Origin of the sequence: Vitreoscilla stercoraria DSM 513, assembly GCF_000382305.1 — a bacterium.
GTDB lineage: Bacteria > Pseudomonadota > Gammaproteobacteria > Burkholderiales > Neisseriaceae > Vitreoscilla > Vitreoscilla stercoraria.
Genome location: NZ_KB908027.1, coordinates 12,837 through 37,202 on the forward strand (window position 1 = coordinate 12,837; position 24,366 = coordinate 37,202).

General features: G+C 43.9%; 24 protein-coding genes and 1 pseudogene. 7 read left to right on the forward strand and 18 right to left on the reverse strand.

The genetic code is table 11. From position 1 onward, the window contains the following. Positions 1 to 68: 68 nt before the first annotated feature. The 8 genes from H150_RS0108500 to H150_RS0108535 all read right to left on the reverse strand — a co-directional run bounded on the left by H150_RS0108500 (position 69) and on the right by H150_RS0108535 (position 8,758). A complete protein-coding gene (locus tag H150_RS0108500; RefSeq protein WP_019958630.1) occupies positions 69 to 509 on the reverse strand; it encodes a hypothetical protein in 441 nt (146 codons plus the stop codon). A 10-nt stretch (positions 510 to 519) separates the two neighbouring features. Beyond that, a complete protein-coding gene (locus H150_RS0108505; protein WP_019958631.1) occupies positions 520 to 1,929 on the reverse strand; it encodes a sensor histidine kinase in 1,410 nt (469 codons plus the stop codon). After that, positions 1,908 to 2,567, reverse strand: a complete 660-nt coding sequence (locus H150_RS0108510; RefSeq protein WP_019958632.1) for a response regulator — start codon at positions 2,565 to 2,567, stop codon at positions 1,908 to 1,910. Before H150_RS0108510 ends, H150_RS0108505 begins: the two co-directional genes overlap by 22 nt. Before the next feature lie 93 nt (positions 2,568 to 2,660). Further along, positions 2,661 to 3,188, reverse strand: coding sequence for a hypothetical protein (locus tag H150_RS0108515; RefSeq protein ID WP_019958633.1), 528 nt, complete (start codon positions 3,186 to 3,188; stop codon positions 2,661 to 2,663). Between the two features lies 1 nt (position 3,189). Then, complete coding sequence (locus tag H150_RS0108520; RefSeq protein WP_019958634.1) at positions 3,190 to 4,005, reverse strand: hypothetical protein; 816 nt, start codon at positions 4,003 to 4,005, stop codon at positions 3,190 to 3,192. Positions 4,006 to 4,024: 19 nt separating this feature from the next. Further along, complete coding sequence (tenA, locus tag H150_RS0108525) at positions 4,025 to 4,711, reverse strand: thiaminase II (RefSeq protein WP_019958635.1); 687 nt, start codon at positions 4,709 to 4,711, stop codon at positions 4,025 to 4,027. Between the two features lie 117 nt (positions 4,712 to 4,828). Beyond that, the gene (gene smc, locus H150_RS0108530) at positions 4,829 to 8,281 is read right to left on the reverse strand and encodes a chromosome segregation protein SMC (RefSeq protein ID WP_026353598.1); all 3,453 of its coding nucleotides are present in this window, start codon (positions 8,279 to 8,281) and stop codon (positions 4,829 to 4,831) included. Positions 8,282 to 8,368: 87 nt separating this feature from the next. After that, positions 8,369 to 8,758 carry an RNA-binding S4 domain-containing protein gene (locus H150_RS0108535; RefSeq protein ID WP_019958637.1) on the reverse strand — a complete coding sequence of 130 codons (390 nt, stop codon included), beginning with the start codon at positions 8,756 to 8,758 and terminating at the stop codon, positions 8,369 to 8,371. A gap of 249 nt (positions 8,759 to 9,007) precedes the next feature. Between H150_RS0108535 and H150_RS0108540 the strand changes: the two genes are divergently transcribed. The 6 genes and pseudogenes from H150_RS0108540 to H150_RS0108570 all read left to right on the forward strand — a co-directional run bounded on the left by H150_RS0108540 (position 9,008) and on the right by H150_RS0108570 (position 14,207). Then, the gene (locus H150_RS0108540) at positions 9,008 to 9,967 is read left to right on the forward strand and encodes an acetyl-CoA carboxylase carboxyltransferase subunit alpha (protein ID WP_019958638.1); all 960 of its coding nucleotides are present in this window, start codon (positions 9,008 to 9,010) and stop codon (positions 9,965 to 9,967) included. Further along, positions 9,954 to 11,300: a tRNA lysidine(34) synthetase TilS gene (tilS, locus tag H150_RS14795; protein WP_019958639.1), complete on the forward strand. Its 1,347-nt coding sequence runs from the start codon at positions 9,954 to 9,956 to the stop codon at positions 11,298 to 11,300. The genes H150_RS0108540 and tilS overlap by 14 nt, the downstream gene beginning before the upstream one ends. 46 nt (positions 11,301 to 11,346) lie before the next feature. After that, positions 11,347 to 11,946 (forward strand): annotated as a pseudogene (rpoE, locus tag H150_RS14095) (RNA polymerase sigma factor RpoE). Between the two features lie 186 nt (positions 11,947 to 12,132). Further along, positions 12,133 to 12,975 (forward strand): diaminopimelate epimerase, encoded by an 843-nt coding sequence (dapF, locus tag H150_RS0108555; protein ID WP_019958642.1) that lies wholly within the window; start codon positions 12,133 to 12,135, stop codon positions 12,973 to 12,975. Then, positions 12,972 to 13,604: a DUF484 family protein gene (locus H150_RS0108560; protein ID WP_019958643.1), complete on the forward strand. Its 633-nt coding sequence runs from the start codon at positions 12,972 to 12,974 to the stop codon at positions 13,602 to 13,604. The genes dapF and H150_RS0108560 overlap by 4 nt, the downstream gene beginning before the upstream one ends. Before the next feature lie 192 nt (positions 13,605 to 13,796). After that, positions 13,797 to 14,207, forward strand: a complete 411-nt coding sequence (locus H150_RS0108570; RefSeq protein WP_155970503.1) for a hypothetical protein — start codon at positions 13,797 to 13,799, stop codon at positions 14,205 to 14,207. A gap of 74 nt (positions 14,208 to 14,281) precedes the next feature. Here H150_RS0108570 and H150_RS0108575 read toward each other — a convergent pair whose 3' ends face one another. The 3 genes from H150_RS0108575 to H150_RS0108585 are packed head-to-tail and all read right to left on the reverse strand — an operon-like array spanning position 14,282 to position 15,678. After that, the gene (locus H150_RS0108575; RefSeq protein WP_019958646.1) at positions 14,282 to 14,575 is read right to left on the reverse strand and encodes a hypothetical protein; all 294 of its coding nucleotides are present in this window, start codon (positions 14,573 to 14,575) and stop codon (positions 14,282 to 14,284) included. Between the two features lie 36 nt (positions 14,576 to 14,611). Further along, positions 14,612 to 15,325, reverse strand: a complete 714-nt coding sequence (locus tag H150_RS0108580) for a metallophosphoesterase family protein (RefSeq protein ID WP_019958647.1) — start codon at positions 15,323 to 15,325, stop codon at positions 14,612 to 14,614. Continuing rightward, the gene (locus H150_RS0108585) at positions 15,322 to 15,678 is read right to left on the reverse strand and encodes an ArsC family reductase (RefSeq protein ID WP_019958648.1); all 357 of its coding nucleotides are present in this window, start codon (positions 15,676 to 15,678) and stop codon (positions 15,322 to 15,324) included. Before H150_RS0108585 ends, H150_RS0108580 begins: the two co-directional genes overlap by 4 nt. A gap of 141 nt (positions 15,679 to 15,819) precedes the next feature. Between H150_RS0108585 and H150_RS0108590 the strand changes: the two genes are divergently transcribed. Continuing rightward, positions 15,820 to 16,485 (forward strand): hypothetical protein, encoded by a 666-nt coding sequence (locus tag H150_RS0108590; protein ID WP_019958649.1) that lies wholly within the window; start codon positions 15,820 to 15,822, stop codon positions 16,483 to 16,485. A 76-nt stretch (positions 16,486 to 16,561) separates the two neighbouring features. On the opposite strand, the gene H150_RS0108595 is transcribed toward H150_RS0108590, so the two are convergent. From H150_RS0108595 to H150_RS0108625, 7 genes are all read right to left on the reverse strand, one after another. Then, positions 16,562 to 17,953, reverse strand: a complete 1,392-nt coding sequence (locus H150_RS0108595) for a phosphomannomutase/phosphoglucomutase (protein WP_019958650.1) — start codon at positions 17,951 to 17,953, stop codon at positions 16,562 to 16,564. A gap of 3 nt (positions 17,954 to 17,956) precedes the next feature. Continuing rightward, positions 17,957 to 18,994 (reverse strand): anthranilate phosphoribosyltransferase, encoded by a 1,038-nt coding sequence (gene trpD, locus H150_RS0108600; protein ID WP_019958651.1) that lies wholly within the window; start codon positions 18,992 to 18,994, stop codon positions 17,957 to 17,959. 50 nt (positions 18,995 to 19,044) lie between these two features. Continuing rightward, positions 19,045 to 19,620 carry an anthranilate synthase component II gene (locus H150_RS0108605; protein ID WP_026353600.1) on the reverse strand — a complete coding sequence of 192 codons (576 nt, stop codon included), beginning with the start codon at positions 19,618 to 19,620 and terminating at the stop codon, positions 19,045 to 19,047. A 119-nt stretch (positions 19,621 to 19,739) separates the two neighbouring features. Beyond that, entirely contained in the window at positions 19,740 to 21,068 is a 1,329-nt protein-coding gene (locus tag H150_RS14100) for a TolC family outer membrane protein (protein WP_019958653.1), read from the reverse strand. Next, positions 21,065 to 22,369, reverse strand: a complete 1,305-nt coding sequence (locus H150_RS0108615; RefSeq protein ID WP_019958654.1) for an MFS transporter — start codon at positions 22,367 to 22,369, stop codon at positions 21,065 to 21,067. The genes H150_RS14100 and H150_RS0108615 overlap by 4 nt, the downstream gene beginning before the upstream one ends. Positions 22,370 to 22,516: 147 nt before the next feature. Next, the gene (locus H150_RS0108620; protein ID WP_019958655.1) at positions 22,517 to 22,840 is read right to left on the reverse strand and encodes an HLGFF motif protein; all 324 of its coding nucleotides are present in this window, start codon (positions 22,838 to 22,840) and stop codon (positions 22,517 to 22,519) included. A 58-nt stretch (positions 22,841 to 22,898) separates the two neighbouring features. Then, positions 22,899 to 24,302 (reverse strand): L-serine ammonia-lyase, encoded by a 1,404-nt coding sequence (locus H150_RS0108625; RefSeq protein WP_019958656.1) that lies wholly within the window; start codon positions 24,300 to 24,302, stop codon positions 22,899 to 22,901. Positions 24,303 to 24,366: the final 64 nt, after the last annotated feature.

Sequence of the window (24,366 nt, forward strand, 5' to 3'; positions counted from 1 at the left end):
TGAAACAGTATAAGAAACAAGACTTAGACCATACTTAGCAAATTGTTAATTTTTGTAATAAAGTCAGCCTAAAAACGCATGTGTAACACATCCAAATGAAACATCGCTTCACGCAAAACCAATACATAAGCAATCTCTTGTTTGGTCAATGGATGTTGGCTAAACACAGAGCGATTGAGTTGTTGAGTGAGATTTTGGAAATAAGCTTCCAACTCATCACGACTAATGTGTTTGGTGTGGTTGATGCGCAAGCTCAGTTGTTCAAATATTTTGTCATCGGTGAGCCAGTCTGTGACAGCAAAACTTTCTTGTTTTAACGGCAATAAACCATCTTCAATCAGTTGAATAGCATATTCGATATCCAAAGAGTTAGGTGGTGTGTTGTTAAACCAAGAGGCGGTCATTTGAAAACCGACCATGGCAGTATGTGTGCCATTATCGCGTATCCACATTAATTTATCGGCATGTAAACGCCAAATGACGGTCTGTTCATCAACTAATTGGGTCATACATATTCTCTCAATCAATGGAAAAACGGGCAGTGACAATCAAGCCTTGTGGGTGATTGTCTTCTAAATAGATGCGACCATGGTAGCGTTCTACCAAATTTTTGACAATGGCCAAACCCAAACCCGTGCTGTTGTGGCGGTTGTCTTCGACACGGTAAAAAGCATCCCAAACCATGTCTTTGTGTGCATCATCAATACCAATGCCATTGTCGCTCACTTGTAACACAATGTCTTGTGCTTCTTGCCAAACAGCGACATCGACTTGACCATCTTCATGCGTGTAATGAACCGCATTTTCAACCAAATTTTGCAATAAGGTTTGAAAATCCAATCGACTCATCGCCAAAGGCATATTGTCCAAATGGGTGACGCCCAAATCAATGTTTTTATGCATGGCAATGGGTAAACATTGCTGCATGACGGCGGTAACCTCATCGATGACAGACAAGGGCTGAGGTTTTTGTTGGGTTAAAACCTCTTCGCTACGTGCTAAATCCAATAATTTCACCACCAAATCCCGTTGGCGATGGATGCCTTGTTGTAATTGATGCAATTGCTCGGTAAATCGTTCCGATGAATGGGTGGCTTGTTGCAATTGTTCTGCTTGTAAGCTCAAAGCTGTTAAGGGTGTACGCAATTGGTGAGCGGCATTGGCAATCAAACGCCGATTCAATTGCATGGCATCATTCAAACGCAAAAACAAGTCGTCAACAGCGTGGGTAAAGGGCTGCAATTCGTTGGGAATCGAGCGTTCAGACAAAGAGGGTGCTTGTAAATGTTCCACATTTGCAAGGTCTTGTGTCAGTTGGCGCAAAGGTTTGAACACTTGATAGACTGTAATATAAACAGCAGCAATCAATAAAGGCAGCAATAGCAATAAAGGAATCAATGCTTGCCAAGCACTTTTGCGGGCCATTTCATCACGAAAGCCAGACGGTTGTGCCACAATAACCCGTTGGTCGGTTTGCGTGAGTAAATAGGCACGCCAAGTATCGTCTTTGCCTTGTAAATCATGAAAACCATCGGGTAAAGCCATTAAGTATTGATTGACATTTGGATAGTCAAATAACAAAGCCAAATCGGGATTGTCGACAGTGTCGATGATGGTTTGCTGCTCGTGTGGCGGTGCTAACTGATTAATAGGCGGTTGTGGCAAACTTTTATGCGCAGATGAAGTCGGGTTAGCATGATGAGGGGTAGTGGTGGTGCTGGTATCATCGGCATCGACCAAAGACACATTGTCGTCTTGCACCATAGACACCAAAGTTTGCATGCTGCGGTCTTGGAAATATTGGATGCGGTTGTAAGTGCGCTGAAACGACCACACGCTGACCACTACCGCAATGATGAGCAAGACGATGCTGATAATCAATGCCAAGCGAAATTGTAACGATTGGCCTAAGCCTTGGCGACGAACCATCCCAAACCTCTCACATTTTTAATGCTGTCACTGCCTAATTTTTTACGTAAGCTGTGAATCAGAAATTCGATTGCATTGCTTTCGACTTCTTCATTCCAACCGTAAATGCGTTCTTCTAAATCGCTGCGTGACAAAATCGTGCCTGCTTGTTGCATCAATGCAAGCAATAAGGCAAATTCGCGTGAGGACAAACGGGTGGTTTTGTCATCGCGTTGTACTTCTTTGGTTGCAGGATTGAGTTTCAGGACGCCATTGTCCAAAATGGGTTCAGCATTGCCTTGACGACGACGACTGATGGCGCGAATGCGCGCGAGCAATTCTTTCATTTCAAATGGTTTGACCAAGTAATCATCGGCACCTGTGTCTAAACCGGTAATGCGGTCGTCCACGGTGTCGCGTGCTGTGAGTAATAACACAGGCAAACTAGAGCGTTGTCCGCGCAGTGCCGCCAGCACTTGTAAGCCATTTTTTTTTGGTAATCCTATGTCAAACACACCCACATCGTATTCATGTGTGCTCAAAGCCAGTAAAGCCGCTTCGCCATCTTTGACCCAATCCACCGCATAAGCTTGTTGTTGCAAGCCTTCGTAAACGGCTTGTCCTATCATTAAATCGTCTTCAACTAATAAAATGCGCATGTATTTGTATTCTTCGTTATGAGAATGGTTGAGGCGTATTATTTCACATCGTGAATGATGGGTCGATGTTGGTGGCGTTAAGGTTGGAAATGTTTAGTTGACAGAAGTTTTCGAGTGGGACGGGTGGTTTTGTAACCAAGCTTCTAGCAGCAACAAAGTGTCTTTGGATTCTGCTTTGGCAAACACATATTGTTCACCAAAGCGGGTGTGCAGCGTCAATTGGTAATGTGTTTGCGGATGTTGACGCTGTTTGATAAACCAAACCAGCACCTCAGCACACAGATAAATGGCTACTAAAGTCCAAAGATAAGTCTGAAAACCATCAGGCAAATACGGTTGTATGTGCGACCATAAATGAATGGGGAAAAATTGGGCAAATATCATTATCCACAACAGGAAAAATTGCCACGGCGTCATGCTTTTGAAGTCACGCAAGCGTTTGTGAATGGTTTGGATACTGGTGGATTGGATATGTATTAAGTCAGTCAAATACATATTATGCAGATACACGCTCAGGTTATCGCTGCCACAAGACTTTAAAAAATTCAGCTCACGTTCAGGCAGATTTTGCTGTCTTAAAAACATCGCCAACACATTGTCTTTGGCTTTGAGTTTTAACATGTCAAGCGGCCTGTAAACGTGGATGTTGCTGGTGTAAGTGTTGCCTTAATTGTTGCAACACAGCTTCATCTTGGGCATACGCAAAATCCACTCGATGATCATCGAATAAATGCAGTTGCAACACAAAATAATGTGCTGCTTGAGTAGGGTGGCGTTGCCGCAAGCGGTGGTTGAGCCAAATATCTGCCACGCTGATGGCAATCAAATAAGCCATACCGTAGCCCATTGTCGTCATCAAGGTGGCTCGTTCTAAAGTTTGTAACCACATCGTAATCGGGATGCCCATACCCATGAACAGCAAGGTGAACAAAGCCAAACGCAACAGCCATTTGAGCCAACGAGGAGGGTGCAATAAAGAAGCATGTTGGGGCAGCGAAGCTTGGTGATAGGTCAATAAAGTTTGTAGCAATTGCTCATGCGTCCTGAAAAACACCATGCTCAATAACACAGGATAAAGCCATGGCATGGTCGAGGCAGGCATAAAGCGCAATAGCCATACCATCAACATGACCAATAAAATACCCACACAAGCCAGCAACAAACCATCACGCCAAGGCTGTGGATACAGTAACCATGGTGGTGCCAAATTGCCATCGATGCGGGCAATGTGGATGTTGTCGATGTCGTTGTAATCTATGCGTTTGACAAATTTGGCTTGGAAAACTTGATTGGGTTTTTGTTGGTATAAATGCCGTTTGTGCCAAAACAAACCTTGTTCATCCTGACATTGAATCTTCAAATATCGGAAATCGGAATGTTGGGCATAGCGTTGGTGCAGCCATATCTGTAAAGGATTGTGTTTGGCAGCAAACGGCATGGTATTTCCTTTAAGGTGATTAAGCTGGTTTCAAAGCGTCCTGTAACAAAGGCCATTGTTCACAACGATAAGCCGAATCCCAAAATACCCATTCCAATTCAGCGCCACGAGTGTAAGCTGCATGCATTTTTTCGACTGTCGCCGCATCGGCTTGTTCTGCCAAAGCATCAATGGTGGCCAAAACTTTGGTCACAGCGTCCTGAAACTCATCGCTGACATAAGTATCGACCCATTTTTGATAAGGATTGTTGGCGACCGATTGATCGACAATGTCATTGCCCACTTGTGCATACACCCAATAACATGGCAACACTGCCGCCAACGCCACCGGATAGCTTTCTGCCCAAGCGGTCGCTTGTAAAAATGAAGTGTAATGGTGGCAAGCTTGGCTCAAAGGTGCGGCTTCGAAATCTTCTTTGCTGATGCCAAAATCCGCCATAAAACCATCGTGCAAACTGCGCTCAACGATGATGGCCAATTTGGCCGCTTCGGTAAATTGAATCACAGAATCCGCATCATAAGCTTTCGCACCAATCACTGCCAAAGCCCGACCATAAGCGAGCAAATAATGCGCATCTTGAATGACATAATGAATAAATGCCTCACGACTCAGTGTGCCTGCGGCCAATTCTTGGTTGAATGGATGCTGGACTGTGGCTTGGTATAACGCGTGATTGCGTTGCCAAACGTCTTGGGTAAATGACATCTTTATGTTTCCTTAATAAAACACACAGCTTGTTAAAAAGCGTCCTGTAAACTTTACAGGACGCTTAAAGTGCAAACTTTAAATTCAGTTTGAATAAAAAACAAGCCTAATGGGACTCTAAATGGTTTGCTCGGTCAAAGCCATTGCTTGCTTGATATCGACATCGACAATGCGTGATACACCTTTTTCTTGCATCGTCACACCGATTAATTGTTCCGCCATTTCCATGGTCAAGCGGTTGTGAGAAATGTATAAAAATTGTGTTTGTTGGCTCATTTTTTCAACCAAACGACAAAAACGTGCGGTATTGGCATCGTCCAAAGGCGCATCGACTTCATCAAGCAAACAAAACGGTGCAGGATTGAGACTAAACAGTGCAAATACCAATGACATTGCCGTCAAGGCTTTTTCTCCACCTGAGAGCAAATGAATGGTCGAATTTTTCTTGCCCGGTGGTTGCGCCATAATCGCCACGCCAGCTTCGAGCATGTCTTCGCCCACCAATTTCAAGCTCGCTTGCCCACCGCCAAACAAAGTCGGGAAAAACGCTTGCATGTGTTCGTTCACTGCATGGAATGTTTGCTCAAACAAATTTTTGGTTTCGGTGTCAATTTGCGCCATCGCATCATTGAGTAAAGCCATGGCTTGTTCCACATCTTCACGTTGATTTTGGTAATAATCACAACGCTCTTGCGCTTGTTCCAACTCTTGCAAAGCGGCCAAATTGACAGGACCCAAAGCTTGTAATTGTTGGTTCAAACGCACAATGGCTTGTTGCAGTGGTGCCAAGCTGACCACAGGCAAATCAATCAAATCTTTCAACAGGGCACCACGTTGTTGCAGCTGCTCCAAATAACGCTCTTGATTCCATTGCGCTTGTTGTTGCAATAACAATTGTTGTTGCAATTGTGCTCGTTGCTGCGGCAATTGTGTGTCCAATTGTTGCTGTTGTTGCTGCAACTGTTGTCGTGTGGCGACATGTTGTTGGTTGTGCTGTTGCTCGCTTTGAATGTGTTCTTCCAAAGTGTCGATTTGCAGCAAACATGCTTGCCATTGTGTGTGTAACAAATCGGTATTGGCATCATCGTCAAATTGCAAAGCCAAACTTTGCTGGCGCTCGCTCCAATGTTGTTGTTGCTGCATCAATTGCTGTAAACGTTGCTGAATGTGTTGGTTTTGCTGTTGTCTTTTTTGCAATTCCAAAGCCACCAAACCTTGTTGGCGTTGCACTTCCAATATTTGCAAATGCAATTGTTGTTGGTGGTGTTGTTGGCTTTCACGTTGTTCTGATAACTGCGTTAATTCTAGATTTAATTGTTCTTGAGCGTCCTGTAACTCATGAATCTGAGTTTGTCTTTGATTGTGCTCTTGTTCATTTTGATTCAAAGAGAGTTGCAACTGTGCCAATTCTTGTTCAATTTGATTGTGGCGCAGTTGTACTTGCTGCGTGCGTTCTAATAACTGAGTCGCTTCGGTATGAGCCAAACGCAATTGCTCATGCCATTGTTTGTGTTGCGTTTGGGCTTGTTTGTATTGCTGTTGTTGTGTGTCTAAATCTTGTTGCAGTTGCAAGACAATGTTTTGTGCTTGGTCTGTTTGCGGTTGCCATTGTTGCCATTGCGTTGCCAAGGCATGCAGTTGTGCTTGGTGTTCTAGCAAAGCTTCGCTTTCTTGTGCTAAGGCTTGCACACTCACCGCATCGATCCACCAAGCTTGTGGCGTGATGAAAGCTTCATGAGCTTGCAATTGCGATTGTTGCGCCAAAGCAGTTTCCAAATCAGGAGCGCAGCGGATATGACCAAACCAATAGGCAATCGCAGGAGTGAAGGTGGCGTGGGTATGAATCACATGCGCCAAACTGTCAGGCAGTATCGCAGCATCGGGCAAGTCATCAGGCATATTCAGCCAACTGATGGCGTTAGGCTGATCGGATACCATGTGTGGTGCATGGCTGCGACAATGTTGGCGTTCTCGCAACAGCGTTTGCACGGCATGTACCCAAACTTCAGACACTTCCATGTGTTGCCACAAAATTTGTGCATCGTCCGACATCGTGTTGGACACATTGGGCAATAATGCACGAATGGTTTGTTGTTTGGCTTCGATGGCAATGATTTGTTGCTGACAATGTTGCGCTTGTTGTTGTGCTTGTTTTAAAGCGTCCTGTAAGCTTTGTTGTGCATCTTCATGTTGTAATATCAGATTTTCAGCTTCTAAAACCTGTTCTTGCAACAATGCCACTCGCTCTTGAGCGTCCTGTAAGCTGCTTGTTGTCGGTAAATCTAAGGCTTGTTGGTGTTGCAGCAATTGTTGTTGGCGCTGTTGCCACTGTTGCTGTTGTTGGCGCTGGTGTTGTTGCTGTTGTGTCAATAATGCCAATTCACGTTCTAAGCAGTGCAGCGTGGTTTGTTGGTGTTGCCACGCTTGTTCTAAATCTTCGCTGGCGTGTTGTTGCTGTGGTTGAGTGTCTTGCAATTGCTCTAGCTGCATTTGCCATTGTTCGTGTGAATATTGTAATTCTTCTAGCTCAATGTACGCTTCTTCGGCAGAGGCGATTAAATTGCTTCGCTCCATTTCAATGTGTTGCAATTGTTCAGATGCTTGTTCTTGTTCTCGAATAATGCGCTCATGGTTGGTTTGGAGGTGTTGGATTTGCATTTCCAAACGTGTCGCTTGCTCACGCTTGATGGTGCGTTGCTCGGTCAAGGTGTGGATATGTTGTTGTGCGACTTGTTCGTTGATTTGCAATTGGTATAAATCATCTGACAATTGCTGCGCTTGTGTTTGGCTGATATCCAATTGTGTTTGCAAATCTTGTTGTGCTTGATGCGCTTGTTGCCATGAAGCTTCGGCTTCACGGTAACGGATGAAATCCATGTGATTTTGTTGGTGCTGTAAGTCGGCAGACAAGTCTTGGTATTGGGCAGCGGTTTGGGCTTGGGTGTTCAGTTTGTTGACTTGAATATTCAATTCCGATTGAATGTCTGCCAAACGCTGCAAGTGTTCGGTGGTGTCTTTTAAACGGGTGGCGGTTTCTTTGCGGCGTTCTTTGTATTTGGATACGCCTGCGGCTTCTTCGATGTGGGCACGCAATTCTTCAGGACGTGCTTCGATGATGCGTGAAATCATGCCTTGCTCAATCACCGCATAACCACGCGCACCCACGCCCGTACCTAAAAACAAATCGGTAATGTCTCGGCGTCGCACCACTTGGTTGTTGATGTAATACGTTGATTGTCCTTGGCGAGTTAACACCCGTTTGATGGCAATTTCAGTATATTGTCCAAAAGCGCCCTGTAAACGCCCATCGCTGTTGTCAAATACCAATTCTACGGCAGCACGAGACACCGCTTTGCGGGTGGTAGCACCATTGAAAATCACGTCTTGCATCGATTCGCCACGCAATTGTTTGGCAGACGCTTCGCCTAAAACCCAGCGCACAGCATCGATGACGTTGCTTTTACCGCAACCATTAGGTCCCATGACTGCAACCAATTGACCCGGAACGTGTAAAGTGGTCGGATCTACAAAAGATTTAAAACCTGCCAATTTGATATGGGTAAGACGCATATTGCCCGATTGCCAATGAAACAAAACAGGCATTGTAACGGAAAACAAGCTTTAAGCGTCCTGTAAACGTTTACAGGACGCTTGGGTTTACCAATCTTGTTTGAATTTGTCGATTTGACGACGGTCGCGTTTGGTCGGGCGACCTTCGGGATAATAAGTTTGCATGTCCGCAGCTTGATTGAGCAATTTCATGTGCTCACGTTTGGCGATGGTTTCAGCATCTTCTTCGTATAACAAACGTGCTTCGGGCGCAGGACGACGCTGCATATTCAAGCCTTTGATGGTCAAACGGTGGGGCAAGCTGTTCAAATTCATGTCCACCACATCGCCTACAACGATGTATTTGCTGTTTTTAATGCGCTCGTTGTTGACTTTGATGCGTCCCAGTTCAATGTGTTTTTGCGCCAAGGCACGGGTTTTGAAAAAACGGGCTGCCCATAGCCATTTATCCAAACGCATGGTATTGATGTCACTCATGATGTTTTCCTTAATGATGCCAAGTTATTGTACTGTGTTTGTATGCAATCAATGAATATCACATTGAATAATGAGTAGTCATAGTTAGTATTTGTATTTTAAACCTAGAATGGCTATGCGATAATGCAAGATGCGCTGAATTTTAAGGATTTGAATGTTGCTTTGCATCAATCACGATGCAAAACAGCTGCACCTAAGAATAAGATAGCGTATGATAATTGATAATTTACGACACATGGATACCACTGCATGAAGCAAGTATTTTTGGATTTTGAGCAACCGATTGCAGAATTAAGCCAAAAGATTGAAGAGTTGCGTTTTGTTCAGGACGATTCCGTAGTTGATATTTCTGAAGAAATCAAACGCTTACAAAAGAAAAGCGATGAGCTGACCAAAAACATTTTTGCGAAATTGACACCTGTTCAAGTATCGCAAGTGTCTCGTCATGCCCAACGTCCTTATACATTAGATTACATCCAGCATATTTTTACCGATTTCCAAGAGTTACATGGCGATCGTGCATTTGCAGATGATCCTGCCATTGTTGGCGGTTTGGCACGCTTGAACGGTCAATCTGTGATGGTCATTGGTCACCAAAAAGGCCGTGATACCAAAGAAAAGATTTATCGTAATTTCGGCATGCCTAAACCTGAGGGTTATCGCAAAGCGTTGCGTTTGATGAAATTGGCTGAAAAATTCGGCTTGCCAGTCATTACTTTTATTGACACTCCGGGCGCTTATCCTGGGATTGGTGCAGAAGAACGAGGTCAATCTGAAGCGATTGGTCGAAATTTGTATGAAATGACTACATTGCGTGTGCCTGTGATTTGTACGGTCATTGGTGAAGGTGGTTCTGGTGGTGCGTTGGCTATTGCTGTGGGCGACAAAGTCAATATGTTGCAATATTCAACTTATTCAGTGATTTCTCCTGAAGGTTGTGCATCCATCTTGTGGAAAACGGCAGAAAAAGCGGCCGATGCAGCTCAAGCTTTGGGTATTACCGCTAAGCGTTTGCATGAATTGAATTTGGTCGATCGTGTGATTGATGAGCCTTTGGGTGGTGCACATCGCAATTTCCCTGAAATCATGCGCAATGTCAAAAGTGTGATAGTAGAGCAATTGCGTCAGGCACAAGACATGCCTATGGCGGATTTATTAACGGTGCGTTTTGATCGCATTATGGCTTATGGTACGTATGCTGAAAAATAAATTACAAGCAGCCATTGTCAATTCATGGTCAGAGCCTAATGGTTCTGACCATTTTCATTTGGAAGTGGCTTTAAGTGGCGGTTTGGACTCGGTCGTTTTATTACATGTTTTAGCCTCTTTGAAAGACACTATGAATTGGCATATTTCTGCCGTTCATGTGAACCACCAGTTACAGCTGATATCAGGAGAATGGGTAAGCTTTTGTGAGCGTTTGTGTGAGCGTTTGCAAATTAATTTACGCATTGAGAATGTAAAAGTGGAGCAAGTAGCGAAATTAGGTATAGAAGCTGCTGCAAGAATGGCAAGGTATCAGGCTTTTGCGAAAACCTCGGCAGATGTGGTGGTTTTGGCACACCACAGCGATGATCAGGTGGAGACGGCATTATTGGCATTTTTACGCGGTGGCGGTTTGCGTGCCTTAGCGGCCATGCCAGCTTGGAGACCTTTAAATGCAGCTGTTCAGTTGTGGCGACCGTTTTTAAATCTTTCTAAGAGCGATTTAGAACAATATGCATTAGAAGAAAATTTGGCGTATGTTAATGATCCAAGTAACGCAGATGAGTCATACACCAGAAATTGGTTGAGAAAGACAGTTTTACCCCAATTGAATTTGTATGATGCATACACTAATAAAAAAATATTGGCAGGGATTTATCAGCGTCAGCAAGAATTATCTGTATTAAATGAGATACAAGAGCAAGATTGGAAATATATTTTTTCAGAAAAAGTTTTCAGTATTAATAAAATGCTCAGCTTGAGTATCCCGCGACAAGAACAACAATTATTATTATTTGCAACACATTATCAGCTAAGTACTTGGAGTAAAGCCAAATTAAACCATTTTTTAGCTGAATTAGCGCATTCTCCTACTACTCGGCATCAAATATCATTAGGATGTAATCAAGTTAGAGCAGACCGAGGCAGATTATATGCTTGGGGTGAGCAACAACAGGGGCAATTTAAACAATTATTTGATTTTTTTGAGAACTCATTTATCAATGAACAAGATAAGCTCCAATTAGCACTTGCATTCTTAAAACAGTTCGACAATACTAATCATTGCAGTTCTTTACGAAAATATGGAGTAGCGTTGTTGCCATTATCCAAAGTTCGCTCAATCACTGATGAGATTACTTTGAATAAATTGATGAAGGTTTTGAAGGCAAAAAAAATCCCTTTGTTTGTTATAGAAGAATGGCCTTGTTGGATTTTTAGTGAAGGTAGCCATCAAGTATGGGCAGCAAAAATACAAGATGGTGAGATGCTACGGCAGTTTCCAATATGGAATGAATATTTGTCTTTTTTAGACTTGTATTTAATACAACCGAATTAATTCATTGGAATTTATTTGACTTTTAATCTCTTGTAAGTGAGTGCTCATGGAAGATCGAGAAATAGATCAGCAGCTGGTTGAAAAAGCGCAACAGGGCGATCACCATGCGTTTGAGTTACTGGTGGTGAAATACCAACGTCGCTTGGCACGTTTGTTATCACGCTTTATAAAAGATGAACATGAAGTAAACGATGTGGTACAAGAATCTTTTATCAAAGCTTATCGTGCTTTACCCAGTTTTCGCGGAGAAAGTGCATTTTATACATAGCTATATCGTATCAGTATCAATACTGCGAAGAATTTCTTAGCCAACTCTAATAAACGTCCCATTACTTCCAGTGATATTGCCAATAGTGATGGTGAGGTGTTGGATGTGGCAGAACAAATTGCCGATGATTTAACACCAGAAGCAGAATTAATGAACCGTCAGATTTTGGAAACGGTGGAAAGTGCTGTGGCGAAATTGCCAGAAGATTTGCGTCGTGCGATTACCTTGCGAGAAATAGATGGTTTGTCGTATGAAGAAATTGCCTCGGTGATGGCATGTCCTATTGGAACTGTACGTTCCCGTATTTTCCGAGCGCGAGAAGTGATTGCCGCTGATTTAAGACCATTGTTAGACACGACCGAGAATCGCCGCTGGTAGCGTAATGGTGTTCTTGAAAATGAAAATAAGATGCTTCTGATATGGAATTAGGAGCATCTTATTTACGTTATGAGTCGTGTATTATTGTTATAAGTAGGTGGCATATGAATTTGGATTTAGATACTATAATAGAGTGCTGGTTTGTGACACAATGAATCTAATGATGAATGAAAGTAGAAGTGACGTATGAATACATTGAAATTTACCAAAATGCATGGCTTGGGCAATGACTTTTTGGTTGTGGATGCAACCAAAGAGCCTATTTCATGGACAGCTGCGAACATTCAAGCATGGGCTAATCGTCATACAGGCGTTGGTTTTGATCAATTATTGGTGATTGAGCCTTCTAGCAATGAACGCTGTGATTTTAAATACCGTATTTTTAATGCTGACGGCAGTGAAGTCGAGCAGTGTGGTAATGGTGCGCGTTGTTTTGCTAAATATGTGACAGAACATGGTTTGACAGATAAAAAATCTGTCATGGTAGAAACCATGCGTGGCATCATTGTTTTGCATGTATTGGAAGATGGGCAAATTACCGTAGACATGGGCAAACCACATTTTGCGCCTGAAGAAATTCCTTATGTTCCAAGCAGCCCTACTGATCACGATGCTATGGCTCATGTTTTGATTGTTGGTACTGATACGGTCACTATCAGTTGTGTCAATATGGGCAATCCTCACGCAGTTTTATTGGTAGATGATATTCGCAAAGCACCAGTGAGTGTTTTGGGCGAAGCAATTGAATCACACGCACAATTTCCACAAAAAGTGAATGTGGGTTTTGCAGAGATTGTTTCGCGTGATGAAATCAATTTGCGTGTATTTGAGCGTGGTGTTGGTGAAACGCAAGCGTGTGGTACAGGTGCTTGTGCGGCGGCGGTTGCTGGTATACGTCATGGTTTATTGAATCAAAACGTGTTGGTTAACTTGCCAGGAGGTACGCTGACCATTCAATGGCAAGAAGGAGAGTCGGTATTGATGACAGGTCCTGCGGCTGAAGTTTACAGTGGGGTATTGACATATTGAGTGAATTGACTGAAAAGCAAGTCATTGATTATTTGGCTGCAAATCCCGATTGGCTTGTTCAGCAAGAGGATTTGCAGGTGTCAGTTCGTGCTAAGGTTAAAGATTTTCGTGAAGCGCAACTGGTCAAAGCCAAAGTTGAGAATGATATTTTGAGCCAACGGCAGCAGCAATGGTTAGCGGCTTTGCGTATGAATGAAAAATTGTCTTATTTATTGTGGGACAGTGCTGCACATCTTGCACGAGCTAATGGTTATCAGGCAATAGAATCGGTTTTGGATGTTTTGTTGTTTGAATCTTTGGATTTTCCAGCCCATGCATTGAAACTGTTCGCACCATGTAATAAGCGTCCTGTACCGCGTCATTTGCAAATGGATATGGTGGTTCATTTGAATGAGGTACGCGCTTACTCGCGTTTGCCTAATAGTATGAGTAATTGGTTTGAGCACAATCATGCTAGTTTTTTGGTTTTGCCGATTGTCTATCAAGGTCATACTTTGGGTATGTGGGTGGTGGCATCTGATCAACAGGATTATTTTAATACTCAATTAGACACGACTTATCTTGAAGCATATGTGCAAGTTTTAGGTGCTGCTTTGGCCAGAATCATGGGTGTTACGGTGTTATGTTAAGCACAGTGGTCATTTTTATTTATGCAGGCTTGTTTTTTTACTATGCGCATACCAATGGTCATACACAATGGATGTTGGCCACAATAGGCTTAGGAATGGGCTCTATTTGGTTATTGGCCAGTGTGTTGCCTGGCTTTGTATACCACCATGCTATTTTATTTCTGCATTTATTGCCTTTGTGGATTTCTTCCTTTGTGGATTTCTTTAGGTAGCTTGTTTTTCTTTGTCAATCATTGGCGTTATCATGCTGCAACTCGTGTTTTTTATGCAGAACCGCCTTGTTCACCTTATTTAATGTATTTGGCTTTAACAGGTATGACGCTGCATCTGGCTTGGCTGATTCCTATGGCTGCTGCTTTGTACCAACATCCTGAGGGGTTAAGTCCATATGTTTTAATGGGTTTGTTGCAGCTGTATTTTTTGCAGCCTGTATATTGGATTTTGATACAGTGGTTGATTATGGGAATGTTTGCATTGGTTGCTCGTATGCGTGCTAAGCCTGTACATTATTTGACCATTAGCCAGATTCAAATTTCCTTTTTGGTCGGGCTGATGGCTGTGAGTGTGTATGTTTTGGATGATTTATTGCGTTATTTGCGTTAATGATGGTTTGGGAAGACATTAAATCCACCTATTTATAGGTGGATTTTTATATGAGTTGGGATATTGACATAAGATTATTTGGTTAAGGCAACAGAGTTTTGTTGCAATTGGCGTTCAAATAAGCGGTGGCTTTTTTGAATGTTGGCCAATGTTTTTTGCAAGGGTGGGATGGCTTCTTGTAAAATTTGTTGCTTGCTTAAGCATTCACGTATCAAAGTTAAATCACCATCTTGCTGTGCTTGGGTGAGATGGATTTGATTTTGTTGCAGTTGTTCTTGAATTAGGCTGATTTTAGATTCGGTTTTCACGATATTATTGCCTAAAGTTTGAACCCGTGTTTGTAATATTTCTAAGATAGTAGAAGCCATGATCGCTCAATATATGAAAGTGATTGGAGAGAGTCGTTAGATTCTAGCAGAGCTATCTAACATGAGTTTTTGTTCAGTATCAGACAATACTAAATAAATACCATGCTCTTGCTGCCAATGTGGTAAGTCATACCAAGTGGTTGATTTTTTATGCCAAATGGTTGATTCTGCTAAGAAGCTACCTGTATGACCAAATAGGATGGTTCGATTATAAGCAAAATCCATACCATTATGTTGCAATAAAGTTTGAATGGTCGTATTTTTAGCTTGAGTGTGAGGAAGGGCTGCTGCTTGTTGGATGTTTTGAGCGAGTATGAGTTGCTGCTTGGGGGACAAACTGATCGATTTTTGTTGGAGTAACTCTTGGCGCAATTGTTGGTATTGAGGATGCCATATACTTAAAATAGTATTCGAAACCAATAAAATGGTTTCATCAAGATGAGCAATCTTTGCCACAGGTGGTAAAAAAGTGATGCCTGTACGCTGTGCAAAAACATCGCCTAATAAAAAATCAGTCCAACCAGTTTGAATAAAAACGGGTGTGTGTTGGGTGAAGACAGCCAATGCGGTAATCAACTCCTCCGTCACATGGTGGCGGTTTTCATCTCCCGTCCAAACATCAAAAACATTGTCCACCAAATACAAGGCATCGATTTTGCCCATGTGTTCGGCCAAATATTTCATAAACAAAAAATTATTGCGTGCATTGTCAATGCTTAAATTCAGTTGGGAAATGAAATGTTGAATCATAATTTTACAAATGCATTCGTGTAAGTATCGATATCAAAGCCTAAAATCAAGGGTGTTTCAGGAATAACGGCTACAGGACGCTTGATGACAGAACTGTTGGCAATCAACACAGCCATGGCTGTTTCAGGGTTTTGTAACGCAGCTTGTTCGTCTTCTGACAATTTGCGCCAAGTCGTGCCACGTTTGTTGACCAAGCTTTCTAGATTGGTGGTTTGCAGCCATGATTGCAATAATTCGGTTGTGGGTGCTTCGGTTTTGAAATTGTGAAACACATATTCAATGCCATTTTCTTCCAACCAAACACGGGCTTTTTTAACCGTTTGGCAATTGGGAATACCATACAGATGCAACATAACAGTGCCTTTGTGAACAAAATACCATTTTAACTGATTTTTAGAATACATTAGTGGGTCAGACTGAAAATGTCGCTTGCGAGGCTGCAGCATTCTTGTCATGATATAGGCAAATCAAATAGGCTTTTTTAAGGGACAAACATGAAATATTGGATCGCTTTAGGCTTGGTGGCTACTTTAGCTGCTTGTTCGGGTAATGGTGTTAGCAAGAGTGATTTGAGCAAAGCCATCGATGAATACAATCGTGACCATCCATTTTGTGTGTCTGTGCAAGGCTTGTTGGCACAGCAAGCAGGCAATACAGCGCACTTGATTAAAGGTGGTTTGGGTGATGAGTGGATACACATCACGACTGAGAATTTGAATGGCGATGACATCAACGAAGCGGCTCAAAAACAATTGCGTGTCTTGACCCGTGCTGGCTTGTATGAAAAAGCAGGCAAAAAAGAACAAAAAGCTTTGTTAGGAAATGATTTACAAGTGCCTGTGAGCAGCTACCAATTGACCGAAGAAGGTAAAAAACAATTCCTTCGTGGTACAGCACAAGGTCATGCTTTGTGTTTGGGTCAAGTCAAAGTAGACAAAGTCGCTTGGTTCACCGAGCCTACACCTGCCAATGGCATGACCATCACGCAAGTGCGTTATCAGCCTGAATACAAATTAGAAGGTTTTGCCAAGCAGTTGATGAAAGAAGGCATGCCTGAATTGAAACAAAAATTAGAACAACCCAATGAATTGACGGCGACTTTGGTGCGCACTGATAAAGGTTGGCGTGATGTGCGTGAATTGTCTGCGCCTAAGCCTTGAATGTGGGTCTTGGTAGCGTGACAATTGATAAGCGTCCTGTAAATGTTTACAGGACGCTTTGTTTTAACCGCTATTTTTAAAACGGCAAATCTTCAATGCCTGCTTGCTGTAATACGGCTCTGAACTCGTTTTGTATCATTGCCAAAGCTGCCTCGGTTTCAGCTTCAAAACGCAACACCAACACAGGCGTGGTATTGGAGGCACGAATCAAGCCAAAACCTTGTGCATATTCTACCCGCAAGCCATCGATGTCGATGATGGTTTGCGATTGTGGGAATTGTGCTTGTTGCTGTAATTGTGCCACTACGCGGTGATTGTCGCCTTCGTTTGGCATGGCAATATTCAATTCAGGCGTAGACAAAGCCTCAGGCAAAGCATTCAAAATGGCACTAGGATTATCGTGTTGGGATAAAATTTCCAACAAACGCGCGCCCGTGTACAAACCATCATCAAAACCAAACCAACGCTCTTTGAAGAATGTGTGTCCACTCATTTCGCCCGCTAAAGCTGCGCCATGTTCTTTCATCGCCGCTTTAATCAAGCTGTGACCTGTGCGGCTGATAATCGGCTGACCGCCATGTTGTTCAATCCAAGGCGCTAACAAACGGGTGCATTTGACATCGTAAATGATTTTGGCATTCGGCTCACGTTGCAATAAATCGGCTGCATACAGCATCAATTGGCGATCTGGCCAAATGATGTTGCCGTCTTTAGTGACCACACCAATGCGGTCGCCATCGCCATCAAAAGCCAAGCCAATTTCAGCATCGCCTGCTTTCAAAGCGGCAATCACATCTTGCAAGTTGGCAGGTTTGGCAGGGTCGGGATGGTGGTTGGGGAAAGTGCCATCAACATCGCAAAACAATTCGGTCACATCACAACCCAAAGCACGGTACAAATCGCCTGCAAATGCGCCTGCAACGCCATTGCCTGCATCAATGACGATTTTCATGGGGCGAGACAATTGGATGTCGCTGACGATGCGTGCTTGGTAATTGGCGCTGACATCAGCTTGGCTCAATTGTCCACGCTCATGGTGAGCAGTGGCTTGGCCTTGTACAATAGATTGATACAAATCTTGAATGGCATCACCTGACAACGTGGTGCCTGCAAGCATCATTTTCAAACCATTGTATTGCGGTGGATTGTGGCTGCCTGTGACCATGATGCCTGAGCCTTGGGTCAAAGTATGTGCTGCAAAATACAACATTGGTGTGGCGACCATACCAACATCAACCACATTCAAACCACCGTCCTGTAAAGCGTTTGCCAAACTGTTGACCAAATCAGGACCTGATAAACGGCCATCACGACCGACAGCAATATGGCTTACACCCAATTGGCGTGCACGGAGGGCGATGGCCAAACCAATGTGGTATACCGCTTCTTGGGTCAAGGTTTCATTGACGACACCACGAATGTCATACGCCTTGAAAATGTCGGCGTTTAAAGTGGGTGTAGGGCTCATGTGTTAATCCTGTGCAGCAAGTTGCTGAGAAAAATCAATTAATTGTTGACGCGCTTGTTTGGCTTTACCATTGTCGATGGCAGCTTGTGCCATGGCCACGCCGCTTTCAAAACCATCAGCCAAATTGGCGGCAATTAAGGTCGCTGCAGCATTCAACACCACAATGTCACGACAAGGACTGGCTTCGCCATCTAAAACGCTGTTCATTTTGACATAAGACTCTTCTGCGGTTTGTGCTTTTAAAGGGCGCAAATCGTCAATGACCGCCAAGCCAAAATCTTCAGGATGAATCGTGTATTGTTCGATACGACCATTTTTTAATTCGGCAATATGGCTTTTACCGGTGATGGTCAATTCGTCCAAGCCATCGCTACCTGTAACCACCAATACATGTTCACGTCCCATTTGTTGTGACACGCGTGACAAAATGCCGACCAAATCGCGGTGGAATACACCTAAAACTTGGTTGGGAGCATCGGCTGGATTGGTTAAGGGACCCAAAATATTGAAAATGGTGCGCACACCCAAAGCCTTGCGCACGGGAGCCACATATTTCATCGCACTGTGATGATTCGGCGCAAACATAAAACCCAAGCCAATTTCATCAATACAACGACCGACTTGCTCAGAAGACAAAGTCATTGCCACGCCCATGCGCTCGATGATGTCCGCAGCACCACTAGAAGAAGACACGGCACGACCGCCATGTTTGGCAATGCGTGCGCCTGCGCCTGCGGCGACAAACATCGAAGTGGTCGAAATATTGAAAGTATGGGCTTGGTCGCCACCTGTGCCAACAATATCAACCAAATGTTGTTTGTTTTGAGTTGGCACTTTGGTAGCAAATTCACGCATGACATTGGCAGCAGCGGTAATTTCCGAAACGGTTTCAACCTTAATACGCAATCCGATGAGCAAAGCTGCAACCACTTCGGCAGGCAATTGTCCCGACATGATTTGACGCATCAAATCGGTCATTTCGTCGTAGAACAATTCATTTTGATCAATCAAGCGGTTCAAAGCCTCGGTGGCCGTAATCATGTGTGGTCCTTTTAATGCAAAAACACGGACGATGCCGTGTGGTCAAAAAATCAAGCAGTAGCGTGTTGGGTTAAAAAATTGGCAAACATTTGATGGCCCGATTCAGTTAACAACGCTTCAGGATGGAATTGTACGCCTTCTATGGCCAAAGTTTTATGGCGCACGCCCATGATTTCACCATCGTCTGTCCAAGCGGTGATTTCTAAGCAGGCTGGCAAACTGTCTTTTTCAATCACCAAACTGTGGTAGCGGGTGCAATTGACAGGGTTGTTTAAAGTGGCGAACACACCGCTGTCGGTGTGGTGTACGGCTGAAATTTTGCCATGCATCAAGGTTTTGGCACGCACAATGCGTCCGCCAAAAGCCTCGCCTATGGATTGATGTCCCAAACACACACCTAAAATCGGAATTTGACCAGCAAAATGGCGGATGGCTGCCAAAGAAATGCCTGCTTGTTGCGGGTCACATGGACCGGGACCGATGAGCAAATAATCTGGATTCAGGGCGCTGATGTCGTCCAAACTGATTTCATCATTGCGCTTGACAACCACTTCTTGTCCCAGTTGCGCCAAATATTGCACGATGTTATAGGTGAAACTGTCGTAATTATCAATCATCAGCAGCATGATGCCTGTCTACCTGTCAAAGCGTTGTACGGAGGTTGATGGTGCAAGGTTAAAACCATTGTTTCAATCAACATAAAATAATAAACGCCTCATAAGAGGCGTTCTGATTATGCCATTATTTAGGGCTGTTTGCGAAGCGTTTGCTGGGAAATGGCTTGATTAATGTGAGCCAAAGTGGCGCCACTTTGCAATTGACCCGCACTTTGAGCCAAGGCCAATTGCGCTTGTAAATACTGATAACGTGCCGCTGCCAATTGCTGCTCGGCATCGGCATAGGTTTGCTGTGCCATCACCACATCCAAATTGCTGCGCACACCCACTTGTTGCCCTAATTGGCTAGACTCTAATTTTTTGCGATTGCTTAACAGCAATTGCTCCAAAGCTTTCACTTGCGCCAAGCCGTTTTGCACATTCAAATAACGCTCCCGCACTTGCAATTCTATTTCACGCTTAGCGGCAAGCAATTCTTCTTTGCGTTGCAATAATTCAGATTCCACTTGACGGCGATAACTGCTGATGCCACCGCCAGCATACAATGGCATACTCAGTTGTACGCCTATGGATGCACCGCGATTGTGGGTGGCTTGACCTAAAGTAGCAGCAGAGGCTTGTTGATGTTGGTCTTGATAAGCGGCCTGTAACTCAATTTTGGGATACATTTGTGCATAAGCTTTTTTAATCGTTTCTTGCGCTTGTTCCACTGCCAAAGCTTTGGCGGCAATATTGCTGCTGTTGGCTTGTGCTTGCTCTTGCCAATAAGCCAAAGTGTGCAAAGGGAGAATTTGAGCCACTTTGCCAGCTTGTAACACTTGAATGTCTTCAGGATTCAAACCCGTTAAATGGCGCAATTTTTCTTGTGCCACAGACAATTTGTGTTGGGCATTGAGCCATTGTACTTGCGCTGCATCCAAACCCGCTTGCGCTTCATGCGTGTCGACTATCGTTGCCGCACCGACATCAAACATGGTTTTGGCTTGGTCTAATTGGCGTTGGTATGAAGCTTTGGAGGCATTTGTCGCTGCAATCATGTCATGCGCTGTTAAAACATCAAAATACGTTTGGCTGACATCTAACAGCAATTGTTGTTCAGACAAATCAAATTGTGTATCTGCCAAACGCACCGCAATCTTGCTTTGGCGATAGTCTGCCAATTTGCCTGCATCAAACAAAGTTTGTGTGGCTTGGACGCTGTAACCGTGTTGGCTATACGAATCGGCATTGGGCTCTAGCGGTTTATTGCGTTGGTAATTGGCACCCAAACTGGCATAGGGCAATAAATAAGCACGCGCTTGGGTGGTTTGTTCTTGCGCAGCTTGACGCGCATAGGCATTGGCTGTATGTCCAGCATCGTGGTTTAACGCGGCATTCCAAGCGTCCTGTAAATCAAATGCCCAAGCAGGCGTATGCAAACTCAATAAGAATAAGCCAGTATAAAACAAAGATTTCATTGTTTGGCCTGTGTGTCTGTTACAGCATGGTTGCCCAACATTTCAGGGCTTAAACGGCTTAAAAAATAAATGATGCCAATATTGCCCAAAGCCAAAATTAAAAACAATAAGCCCAAACTGTCAAAAACAAAAATGACCACCGAGCTGATTAAAGCACCTGCCACCATGAACAAACCGTTGATGATATTGTTGGCCGCAACCGCTTGGGCACGAAAAGCATCGGAGCTGGCAGTTTGTAACCAAGTGTATAAAGGCACTGAGAAAAAGCCACCAAAAAAGCCCATTAAAGTGAGCAAACCCAATAAATAATAATTCTGGGCTTGGCTTAAAAATATCCAGATGCTGGTATCAGGATTGGCAGGTGGTAAGCCAAAAGTATGTACGGCAAACAACACGCCGCTGATGGCCATACCTGCCGCGCCCCATAAAACCACACGCAAATTCAAACGGCCGTGGCTGAGTTTGGCACACAAAATCGAACCGATACCAATGCCGATGGAAAACATGGCCAATAAAACGGAAAACAAGGCTTCTGAGTCACCCAAATAGGTTTTGGCAAAGCTCGACAATTGCGTGGTATATACCGAACCGACCAACCAAAACCATGAAATGCCGATGATGGCCGTTTTAATCGGTTTGATGCTGGCTGCTTGTTGAAGCAAATCACGAGTCGAACCAACAATGTTGATTTGAACTTTTTGCGCAGGGTTTTGCGGTGGTGTAGCGGGCATGTAAAAACTGGTCACCGTACCCAATATCGCTACCAACACAATCACAGCGACTACCACGTATGTGCCTCCTGCGACCATCAAAGCACCAAAAATTTGACCCAATAAAATCGCTAAAAACGTGCCGCTTTCAATCAAGCTGTTGCCGTTGAGCAATTCTTTATTTGGTAAGTATTCAGGCAAAATGGCATATTTGACAGGGCCAAAAACGGTTGATTGTGTGCCCATCATGAACAAACAGCCCATCAATAGCCAAATTTGGTTGTTGATAAAACCATAAGCGGCCACCAACATAATCAGCACTTCCCAAATTTTGGTGGCTTTGGCCAAGGTAGCTTTGTTCCAACGGGTGGACATTTGTCCTGAAATGGATGAGAACAAAAAATAGGGCAAAACAAACAGCAACGTACTGATGGCGACCAAAATTTCAGGACGCACACCACTATCACTGCCCAAGCTGTAAAAGCTGATGAGGGTGACTAAAGCGGTTTTGAATAAATTGTCATTGAATGCACCCAAAAATTGGGTGGCAAACAAAGGTGCAAAGCGGCGGGTACGGGCAAATTCAAACATAAAGGCGTCCTGTAAACTCTTTTATGAAGTTGATTTGGTTAAAGAGCGTCGTTTTAGTATGCAAATAAGGTTTTGCTAACCTGATTCAGGTCAAACGATAGTCAATGATGATATGGGTTCGAATCAGTGAGACATCGCTTGTTCACATCACATTGTGCTGGAAATGTCATTGACCAAAAACACATGACCTTGCCATTTGAAGTAGCCATCGACCATGCGTGTCAACACCGAGCCTGAGTCATCGCGCAATACGATACCATCATTTTGATGTTGCCATTGCAATGGTTGATGAACCATTAAGTGATTTAAAGCCATGCTTTCAGGACGCGTAAGCCAAGCATCATCGCTGGGTTGAATTTTAAGCATGGCTTGACCAAAAGCGGACGCACCGTCTTCGCTTTCTAAGACAGTGACCAAAAAGCCCAAATGCTCGCCTGTGGCAAGGCTGACGCTGTAGTAATGTGTATCCATTTATTGCAGGATTCATGCTGGAAAACGACAGTATACCGCAATCTTGCCTTGCACAAACTCAACACTCAATCACAGACACTGAAACTGGAATCATTTTGTGTTTCATGGTCGCTGCCAAGCCGCCCAAAGAGGTTTCTTTGTAGATGTGTTTCATGTCTCGACCCGTTTGTAACATGGTTGCAATGACGGCATCTAACGACACTTTTTTACCCAAGCCATCTTCAAGCAAAGCCAAAGAACCCAATTTAATGGCTTTTTCAGCACCAATACCATTGCGCTCGATACATGGAATTTGTACCAAACCGCCCACAGGGTCGCAAGTCAAGCCCAAATGGTGTTCCATGGCCATTTCTGCTGCATTTTGAATTTGCCAAATCGTACCACCGCTGACATCACAATAAGCACCTGCGGCCATCGAGCAAGCCACACCTACTTCGCCTTGACAACCCACATCCGCGCCTGAGATAGAGGCATTCATTTTGTATAACATGCCAATTGCGGCAGCAGTTAACATGAATTGCACCACGCCATCATCGCTAGACAACGGGTGAAAGCGGCGATAATAGGTTAAAACAGCGGGAATGATGCCTGCTGCGCCATTGGTCGGTGCCGTAACGACACGGCCGCCTGCAGCATTTTCTTCATTTACTGCCATTGCAAACACCATCGGCCACAATTGCGTGTTCACTTGATTGCCTTCACGCAAGTCTCCTAATTTTGCAGCCAATAATGGGGCTCGGCGGGTGACTTTCAGGCCGCCTGGTAATTCACCTGTTTGGTTTAAACCACGTTCCACACAATCAAACATGACTTGCGCCACATCACAGATGCGTTTTTTCACTGTTGCGACATCGGCTTGCTGCAAAGCCATTTCGTTGGCCAAAACCAATTCAGACAAACTGATATTGTGGGTTTGGCACTGTTCCGCCATGGTTTGGGCATTGTGAAAAGGGTAAGGTACGCAGATACCACTGCTTAAGTCTTGACCGAACTCGGCATCGGTGACAATAAAACCGCCGCCAATGGAATAATATATTTGCTGTGCAATTTCTTTTTCGTTGACATCATAAGCGGTAAAGCGCAATCCATTGGGGTGTTTTGGAAGGCTTTCGGCATAGCGAATCACAATGTCACGGGCAACAATAAATTCAATGCTGTAGTCTGCGCTCAAAGGCAAAATGGCTTGATTATTGATGGCCGCTAAGCGAGCAGGAATGCTGTCTAAGTCGACAGAGTCAGGTTGTTCGCCTTCTAAACCCAATAAAATGGCTTCAAACGTTGCATGACCTTCGCCTGTTAATGCCAATGAGCCATAGACTTCTACAGCAAGGCGTTGGGTTTGATACAACAAGCCATTGCTTTGCAATTGAGCCACAAAAGCAGCAGCTGCTTTCATCGGACCCACAGTATGAGAGCTAGAAGGACCCAGACCAATTTTGAAAATGTCAAAAACGCTAATCATAAAAAGGTACCTGTCTGTGATGTATCACGGTAAATGAGGTTTATTATATTTGCCATTGTAAAGA

Excerpts from the sequence above, each read along its gene's own strand:
- H150_RS0108540 (WP_019958638.1), top strand. The coding sequence starts at position 9,008 with ATGAAGCAAGTATTTTTGGATTTTGAGCAACCGATTGCAGAATTAAGC.
- tilS (WP_019958639.1), top strand. The coding sequence starts at position 9,954 with ATGCTGAAAAATAAATTACAAGCAGCCATTGTCAATTCATGGTCAGAG.
- H150_RS0108515 (WP_019958633.1), bottom strand. The coding sequence starts at position 3,188 with ATGTTAAAACTCAAAGCCAAAGACAATGTGTTGGCGATGTTTTTAAGA.
- H150_RS14100 (WP_019958653.1), bottom strand. The coding sequence starts at position 21,068 with ATGAAATCTTTGTTTTATACTGGCTTATTCTTATTGAGTTTGCATACG.
- H150_RS0108625 (WP_019958656.1), bottom strand. The coding sequence starts at position 24,302 with ATGATTAGCGTTTTTGACATTTTCAAAATTGGTCTGGGTCCTTCTAGC.
- H150_RS0108535 (WP_019958637.1), bottom strand. The coding sequence starts at position 8,758 with ATGAGTGACATCAATACCATGCGTTTGGATAAATGGCTATGGGCAGCC.
- H150_RS0108505 (WP_019958631.1), bottom strand. The coding sequence starts at position 1,929 with ATGGTTCGTCGCCAAGGCTTAGGCCAATCGTTACAATTTCGCTTGGCA.
- H150_RS0108590 (WP_019958649.1), top strand. The coding sequence starts at position 15,820 with ATGAAATATTGGATCGCTTTAGGCTTGGTGGCTACTTTAGCTGCTTGT.
- H150_RS0108500 (WP_019958630.1), bottom strand. The coding sequence starts at position 509 with ATGACCCAATTAGTTGATGAACAGACCGTCATTTGGCGTTTACATGCC.
- H150_RS0108605 (WP_026353600.1), bottom strand. The coding sequence starts at position 19,620 with ATGCTGCTGATGATTGATAATTACGACAGTTTCACCTATAACATCGTG.
- H150_RS0108575 (WP_019958646.1), bottom strand. The coding sequence starts at position 14,575 with ATGGCTTCTACTATCTTAGAAATATTACAAACACGGGTTCAAACTTTA.
- H150_RS0108585 (WP_019958648.1), bottom strand. The coding sequence starts at position 15,678 with ATGTTGCATCTGTATGGTATTCCCAATTGCCAAACGGTTAAAAAAGCC.
- H150_RS0108510 (WP_019958632.1), bottom strand. The coding sequence starts at position 2,567 with ATGCGCATTTTATTAGTTGAAGACGATTTAATGATAGGACAAGCCGTT.
- H150_RS0108580 (WP_019958647.1), bottom strand. The coding sequence starts at position 15,325 with ATGATTCAACATTTCATTTCCCAACTGAATTTAAGCATTGACAATGCA.
- smc (WP_026353598.1), bottom strand. The coding sequence starts at position 8,281 with ATGCGTCTTACCCATATCAAATTGGCAGGTTTTAAATCTTTTGTAGAT.
- H150_RS0108620 (WP_019958655.1), bottom strand. The coding sequence starts at position 22,840 with ATGGATACACATTACTACAGCGTCAGCCTTGCCACAGGCGAGCATTTG.
- tenA (WP_019958635.1), bottom strand. The coding sequence starts at position 4,711 with ATGTCATTTACCCAAGACGTTTGGCAACGCAATCACGCGTTATACCAA.
- trpD (WP_019958651.1), bottom strand. The coding sequence starts at position 18,994 with ATGATTACGGCCACCGAGGCTTTGAACCGCTTGATTGATCAAAATGAA.
- dapF (WP_019958642.1), top strand. The coding sequence starts at position 12,133 with ATGAATACATTGAAATTTACCAAAATGCATGGCTTGGGCAATGACTTT.
- H150_RS0108520 (WP_019958634.1), bottom strand. The coding sequence starts at position 4,005 with ATGCCGTTTGCTGCCAAACACAATCCTTTACAGATATGGCTGCACCAA.
- H150_RS0108615 (WP_019958654.1), bottom strand. The coding sequence starts at position 22,369 with ATGTTTGAATTTGCCCGTACCCGCCGCTTTGCACCTTTGTTTGCCACC.
- H150_RS0108595 (WP_019958650.1), bottom strand. The coding sequence starts at position 17,953 with ATGAGCCCTACACCCACTTTAAACGCCGACATTTTCAAGGCGTATGAC.